This window comes from Herbaspirillum sp. UBA812 (assembly GCF_002296545.1).
Taxonomy (GTDB): Bacteria; Pseudomonadota; Gammaproteobacteria; order Burkholderiales; family Burkholderiaceae_D; genus Herbaspirillum; species Herbaspirillum huttiense.
The window spans coordinates 4623-11708 of sequence record NZ_DBIC01000111.1 but is presented as its reverse complement, the minus strand read 5'-3'; the positions used below and the strand labels follow the sequence as shown (position 1 = coordinate 11708).

The following is a 7086-nucleotide window of genomic DNA, read 5'->3' as shown; positions in this document are numbered from 1 at the left end:
CGCCCACGCCGGGCATGAGCGAAGAGGAGAAGCGCCTGCTGGTGGTGGACATGCACAACAACCGCAATTCAGCCCAGGCCTGCCGCCGCTATGACGGCCCGCCGGGCCTGTTCACGGTCACGGTGCTGGCCGATGCGGCGGTGATGTCGGCACCGCTGACCCGCCCTTATTATCACGAAGGAAAACAGCCGACCTGGCACGGCATGCTGCGTTAGGGCCGCCTCCCCTTTACTGCTGGCCCAGCTCCCGGTACAGGTCATTGGCCCGCATCAGGTGCGCACGCATGGCGTCGGCGGCGGCTTCGCCGTCATGCGCGGCAATGGCGTCGACGATGCGCTGGTGCTCGGCCAGGGTCAGTTCTTCCGCGCCGGGGGCGCGCACCAGGGTGGTGTAGAACTCGCTGGCCCAGCGGAACATCGACTCCACGACCGAGGGGAAGATGGGATTGCCGCTGATGTCGGCGATCTCGCGATGGAAAGCCATGTCGCGTTCGATGAATTCCTCCAGGTTGACCATCGAGGCGCGGTGTGCGGCGATGGCCTCGCGCAGGCGCGCGACCTGCTCCTCGGTGGCGCGTTCGGCCGCCATGCGGGCGGTGCTGGTTTCCAGGAAAACGCGCGCTTCCTTCATATGCCTGAGCATGTCCGGCTTGGTACGCAAGAGATGCTGGGCACCGGCCGCGATCTGGGCGATCAGGCGGTCGGCCGTGGGATCGACCACGCGCGCCCGTTCACCATGGGCAATTTCCACGAAGCCGGAGCGCTCCATGGCCTGCAGCGCTTCGCGCACGGCCGGGCGGCCCACGCCGTACTGGTCCATCAGGTCGCGTTCGGAAGGCAACTGGGTCCCCGGCGGAAATTCCCCTTGATGAATGCGCGCCATCAGGCGCTCCAGGACTTCCTGGTATAGCTTGCGTCGCTGTATCGGTTCCGGCATGGCTGCACTGTCTCGTTTGTAGGTTTCGTTGGACGCGCACTCTACCACAATCCCGCGCCAGCACTGTGATTGCGGCCGTCCAACCAACCTCCTCTTTCAGCTGCGCCGGCCCTCCAGCACGTCGCCGAAGAAGCTACGTGCGCCGACCTGCCCCCCCTTGAGTACCAGCTCCAGTCCGTCGCGTCCCGGATGATCCGACCATGCCCGGCACAAGGGTGCCCCCGGTGCCAGTCCGGCACAGACCGACAGCGCGGCAATATCGAGCGCACTAGCTACCTCGCCCGAGCTGTCGCCGCCGGCAATGGCGATGCGTTGCAGGTGGCTCGCTTCGAGCAGCCGGCGCATGGTGGCCGCCAGTGCCATGCCTACCTTTTGCGCTGCCTCCGGGCGCGTCAGCCCTGCAGCAGCCGCAATCCCGTCAAAGCCGCTCACGCAGGGATCGTCTGGCCCTTCCGCCGAAAACACCAGGGGACTACGCCGTTCCTGCAGCGCCGCCGCGGCGGCCGTGACCAGCCGTACCAGTTCCGCCTCCTGCGTGGCCTCGGACAAGACCGCCGCCAAGTCCATGCGCAGGCACACGAAGCCATGTTCGCGCGCCCAGCCGATCTGCCCTGCGGTGACCGGCGAGCAGCTGCCGCTGACGGCCGCGATCACCGGTACCGGGCCCGCCTGCGGCAGTCCAGCTTGGGGAGCGATCCAGCCGCGTGCGCGCCAATAAGCCGTGAGCGCATATTGCAAACCTGATGAAGAGGCAGTGAAGACCCCCGCCCCGCGCCCTTCCCAGACCAGCCGCCCGGCTTCGCGCAGGGTCTCCTCATCGAGCACATCGATCATCACTACCGGCACATCCTTGCCACGCAAGGAAGGCAGGCGCGCATGCGCGGCCTCGCCCCCCTCGCGCAACTGCAGCATGTCCACCAGTTCGATGCGGCGAGCCGTCTGGTGCCGCAGATGGCGGCGCAAATCGGACTCGTCCATGGGCGTGACGGGATGACGGGCCATGGTGGGATGGCGATCGAGCCGATGGCCCTCACCGTCAACAGCCGCAAACAGGTTGCCGAAAACCTGATAACGCTTCAGCCGTGGCGCCCCCACGATCATGGGGGAGAAGTCGCCCGCCATGTGGCGCACGCCCAGGTCGATGGCGCGGCCAATGGAGCCGATGGCCGGCGAGGAATCAAAGGTGGAGCACACCTTGTACTGCATCAGCGGCGCGCGCAGCGAAGCCAGCGTGGCAAAGGGTGCGGGCAGGTGTTCGTCCATCCACTGCGGCGAACGTCCGCGCGAGGCTCCCGCGATGCCGATGCAGCGGGCCTCGGGAAAGCGCGCCAGCAAGGCCGCATCGGGCGTGCGCAAAAACAGCACCGTGGACAAGCCGGCCGCACTCATCACCTCCATGGCATCGGTGGAGCCGGTGAAATCATCGCCGTAATACGCCAGCAGCAAACCCGGCGGCAGGCCGTCATGATCGGGCAGCAGGCTCATTTCCAGAACTCCAGCGCCGCCTGCAAGGCCGGATGCTTGCCCGCATGCTGCTGCAGCGGCACGCCTTCGATGGCGGCCACCCAGGCCTCGCGCAGCGCCTGCACCCCCGCGGCCACGCCTTGCGGATGGCCAAAGATGCCGCCACCGGCCGTGTGGATCAGGTCGGCGCAGCCGATGGCCTCGTAGGTGTCGGCCGCCTGCAGGCCGGTCTGGCCCGAGCTGAACACCGGCATGGTGCTCACCATCTCCACCCCCGGCACCACCGGCTGCAGTACCGAGCGCGCAGCGGCGACGACGCTGTCGTCCGGCTCGCTGAACTTGTTGCGCAAGCCGTTGACGTGCATGTGGTCGGCCCCGGCCAGTCGCCACAGCTGCTGCCACGGTGCGTAGTCCCAGCCCAGTTGCGGGCTGCGCGTGAGATAGCCCCAGCCGGCGCGGTGCGCGTGGATCGGCAACTGCGCATGGCGGCGCAATTCCTGCAAGCCGACCAGGCCGATGGAGTTCAGCACCGCCATCACGCAGGTACCGCCTTCGGCCAGCACCAGGTCGTGGCGGCGGCGCATCTGGTCAAGGTCGCCGGACAGGTTGAAGGCCACCATCACCTTCTTGCCGGTACGCTCGGCGTGCTCGTTGACCACCCGCATCACTGCCCGCACCCGCTCATCGAACGGACAGCGCCCGCCATCGGCCTGCAATTCATCATCCTTGATGAAATCGATGCCACCGGCCACCAGTTCGCGCACCTGCTCTACCGTCTCCTCGACCGACAAGCCGATGCTGGGCTTGATGATGGTGCCGATCAGCGGGCCATGGGTGACGCCAGTGAGCTTGCGCGTACCGGCAATGCCGAAGGCGGGGCCGGGATAGGCCTCCACGAAAGCGCGCGGCAAGCGCAGCCCGGTCAGGCGCAAGCCCGAAACCTGGCGCAGTTCGAACAGGTTGCCGGCCACCGTGGACATCAGGTTGGGCAGCGAGGCGCCGGTGTTTTCCAGCGGCCAGGACAGTTCCAGCCGGCACTGCGTATAGCGCGCAGCGGGCATGCCGCCGGGCAGGCTGGGGGTGGTGCTGTGGCCAAGGATCTCCAGCTTTTCCACCCGCGCCCCGGAGCGCTCCTTCAGGGCGGGCGTTTCGGTAGCCAGGGCCACGAAGGTGCCGCTGGATTGTTCGCCTGCGATGACCTCGGCCGCGCGGGCCGGATCGTCGCCGGTTTCCAGCCAGTAGCTGGCGTAGATGCGTTCCATGCGCGCTCCTGGTCAGGTGATGCGGCGGATGCTCTCCGCGATCTCGTCGTGGTCGAAGACCTTGAGCCAGTCATCGCGCAAGAGGCGCGGCAAGCCGTTCTGGATGGCCTTGTTGCAGGCGTCCGAAAACGCGCCCGGGATCTCCTTGAAGATCACCGCGCCCAGGATATTCATGTGGCCCAGCAGGAAGTCGCGCGCCGCCTCTTCCGGTACGCCCCGGCGCACGGTCTCGTCCATGGCCTGCTTCATCGCGTAGAGCAGCGTGGCGCAGACCGTCTCCGACAGCCCCGGCTCCAGGATGGCCATCTGTTCCACGGTCAGGCGATAGCTGCGCAGGATGGGCTGGTAGATCACCTTGGCCACGTCTTCCCCGAGGTCGAAGGCCGACTCCGGTCCCTGCATCAGGGCGCTGGTGATCGATTGCCGGGCCGCGCCGCCGCCGAAGAAATCGCGCCGTCCTTCGGCCGTGGTTTCATCGTTGAAGATGGGCGGATGGCAGGGGTGCGCCACGAAGTAGACCAGGTCCGGCCGGTCCGGCAGGTGGCCGGCGAAGGGTGCCGCGGCGTCCAGGGTCATCACCATTACGCCGGCGCGCAGCTTGGGCGAGATCTCGGCGGCGACCCTGCCGATCAGGGTATCGGGCACGGCCAGGATGACCACGTCCACATTGTCCAGCGCGGCATCGATGCTGACGCACTCGACACCGACTTCGTCGCGCAGGCGCTGCTGGCCGGCTGCACTCACTTCCACGTGAGCCACGCGGTAGTCGGATTTCTTCAGGTTCTTCGCCAGGCGCACGCCCATCTTGCCGCCTGCGCCGAAGAGTGCAATTTTTTCCTTCATTTCAGTTCTCCTGTGATCGTTGGCGGCCCGTTCGTGCATTGAACGGGCCGATTCTTTGCGTGCGCCGACCTCACTCGGCGATCACGCGTCCCTGCAACTCGCTGGCCTCTTGCCGGGCGCCGGCGCCGATGGCGAAGATCACCAGGGCCGATACCGCCATGAGCGCACCCACCACGAACATCGGTGCCTGGTAGTTGCCGGTGGCATCCTTGATGGCACCGGTGATGAAGGGCGCCATGAACCCGGCTGCATTGCCTACGGTATTGATCAGCGCAATGCCTGCCGCCGCAGCCGCCCCCGAGAGGAAGCGCGCCGGAATCGACCAGAAGGCCGGCAAGGCCGAGAAGATGGCGCAGGCGGTCACGGTGATGGCCAGTACCGTGGTGGCCGGGCTCTGCATGTAGAGTGCGGCCGGGATGCTGATGGCACCCAACAGGGCGGGCAGCCCGACGTGCCAGCTGCGCACGCCGCGCCGGGTGGCGTCGCGGCTCCACAGGAACAGCGCGAAGGCGGCCGGCAGGTAGGGAATGGCCGTGATCAGGCCTTTCTGGAAGACATTGAATTTGCTGCCGAACTGCGCTTCGAAGCCGCCGATGATGGTCGGCAGGAAGAAGGCCAGCGCATAGAGGCCATAGATCAGCCCGAAATACACCAGCGCCAGCAGCCATACGCGCGGATTCTTCAGCGCGGCACCGGCATGGGCCACGTGCTCGACGCGCTTGCTGCTCTGTTCGGCCTGCAGGGCGGCGGTCAGCCATTTGCGCTCGGCCGGGTCCAGCCATTTGGCATCGGCCGGCCGGTCGGCCAGGTAGAACCAGGCGATCACGCCCACCACGATGGCCGGCAGCGCCACCCCGGCAAACATCACGCGCCAGCCTTCCAGCCCGAACAGGCCGTGCGCCTCGATCAGCAGGGCCGCCACCGGCGCACCGATGACGATGGTCAGCGGCTGGGCCAGGTAAAAGAGCGCCAGGATATGGCTGCGGTGCCGCGCGGGGACCCACAGGCTCAGGTAGAGGATGGCACCGGGGAAGAAGCCTGCCTCGGCCACCCCCAGCAGGAAGCGCAGCACGTACAGACCCTCCACGCTGCTGACCCAAGTAAAGAGCAGCGCCACGATGCCCCAGGTGACCATGATGCGGGCCAGCCAGCGGCGCGCGCCGTACTTGTGCAAGGCCAGGTTGCTGGGGATTTCCAGCAGCACGTAGCCGATGAAGAAGACCCCGGCCGCAAACCCGAACTGGGCGGCGGTCAGGGCCAGGTCACGGCTCATGCCGTTGGGTCCGGCAAACGAGATCGCCGTGCGATCCAGAAAGTTGATGAAAAACATCAGGCCCACGAAGGGCACGAGCCGCATTGCGACCTTGCGGATGGCCGATCTTTCGACGGCGCTTTGGGGCGTCTCCATTGTTGTCTTGTCTCCTGTCGGGTTGAGAGGCTGTGCCTGTTCAACGACAACCTCTGCGGGTGTGGCCAGGAAACGCGGGGGCTGTGCGCCTCGCGGTCGCCTGGCTGCCTTGGTTGTTTCTTTATTATTTCTTTGAGCTTCTTCGTCTTTGCCAGCAGGCAACCCATCCGAGAATCCGGAGAACGCCAACTGGTATAATCACTATACCATTACACCATATTGGTGATGCCTCAATTTTTTGCATGGCTGAGGTGAATATCCTTTCACCACGGCCGGTATCCACCATCGCACGGCGGTTTGCGGCGAGGGCAGGATCCGTCCAGGGGCATGCAGAAGGGCGAACGCGCCCTTCCCGCGACCGCCTGGGCGGCGCAGGTGAAGCTTTGCGCATTGAAGTGGGGATGAGGAAAAACGGTTAGCTGGAGATCAGCCCCGTGCCAGCGGACAAGCTCAGGCAATCCGGAGTCTTGGGCGCAACAAGTCCACGAATGCCTCCCCCGCCCTGGACAACTGCCCGCCCTTGCGCGTGACAATGCCGATGGTCTGCGACATCGACCGCAGCTTCACCGGCAGGATGCGCAGCATGCCGCGCTTGACGAACATCTCCGCCACCGCCGTGGGCAGGATCGAGACCATGTCGGTCCCCTGCTGCAGCAAGGCCACCGTCACGAAGGTGGAGGCGGTGGAGATCGCATTGCCCGGCATGCTCACCCCGGCCAGGTCCATTTCGCGCTCCAGCACCGCATGCAGCGGCATGTGGCTGGGATAGGTAACCCAGCGATAGCCGGCCAGCGCCGCCAGGCTCATCTGCCTGCCGCGCGGGCGCGGGTGCTCGCCCGAGACCACCACCGACAGCGGCTCTTCCGACAAGGGCTGGTAGTGATACTTTCCCGGGTTGTCCGAGACGCTCGCGCGCGCCACCAGCAAATCCAGATGGCCTTCGTCCAGCCGGCTCAGCAACTGCACGCTGGTCTCTTCGACGATATCGATGGACAGCTCCGGATGGCGCCGCTGCAAGGCATCCACCGCCGGCACCACCAGTTCCGGCAAGGCCCCCATCACCGCCCCGATGGCCAGCCGTCCGCCGCGTCCGGAGCGGATCTGCGCCATCTCTTCGCAGAGCGACCCGAGATCGGTCGCCATCAGACGCGCATAGCGGATCACGCAATGGCC

6 protein-coding genes and 1 pseudogene are annotated in these 7086 nt (G+C 66.3%); 1 reads left to right on the top strand and 6 read right to left on the bottom strand.

Annotation, left to right across the window (positions count from 1 at the left end; genetic code table 11):
- Positions 1–215: pseudogene (locus B3873_RS07310) on the top strand (hypothetical protein); the annotation flags it as partial.
- A gap of 13 nt (positions 216–228) precedes the next feature.
- On the opposite strand, the gene B3873_RS07305 reads toward B3873_RS07310, so the two are convergent.
- From B3873_RS07305 to B3873_RS07280, 6 genes are all read right to left on the bottom strand, one after another.
- Positions 229–936 (bottom strand): transcriptional regulator NanR, encoded by a 708-nt coding sequence (locus B3873_RS07305; RefSeq protein WP_286864966.1) that lies wholly within the window; start codon positions 934–936, stop codon positions 229–231.
- A 96-nt stretch (positions 937–1032) separates the two neighbouring features.
- Positions 1033–2421, bottom strand: a complete 1389-nt coding sequence (gene oiaK, locus B3873_RS07300; RefSeq protein ID WP_286864965.1) for a 3-oxo-isoapionate kinase OiaK — start codon at positions 2419–2421, stop codon at positions 1033–1035.
- Positions 2418–3662, bottom strand: a complete 1245-nt coding sequence (locus tag B3873_RS07295) for a ribulose-bisphosphate carboxylase large subunit family protein (RefSeq protein WP_286864964.1) — start codon at positions 3660–3662, stop codon at positions 2418–2420. The genes oiaK and B3873_RS07295 overlap by 4 nt, the downstream gene beginning before the upstream one ends.
- A 12-nt stretch (positions 3663–3674) precedes the next feature.
- Entirely contained in the window at positions 3675–4505 is an 831-nt protein-coding gene (locus B3873_RS07290; RefSeq protein ID WP_286864963.1) for a phosphogluconate dehydrogenase C-terminal domain-containing protein, read from the bottom strand.
- A 70-nt stretch (positions 4506–4575) separates the two neighbouring features.
- Positions 4576–5913 (bottom strand): MFS transporter, encoded by a 1338-nt coding sequence (locus B3873_RS07285; RefSeq protein ID WP_121038178.1) that lies wholly within the window; start codon positions 5911–5913, stop codon positions 4576–4578.
- Positions 5914–6363: 450 nt separating this feature from the next.
- A partial coding sequence (locus B3873_RS07280; RefSeq protein ID WP_286864962.1) for a LysR substrate-binding domain-containing protein occupies positions 6364–7086 on the bottom strand: 723 nt, incomplete at its 5' end.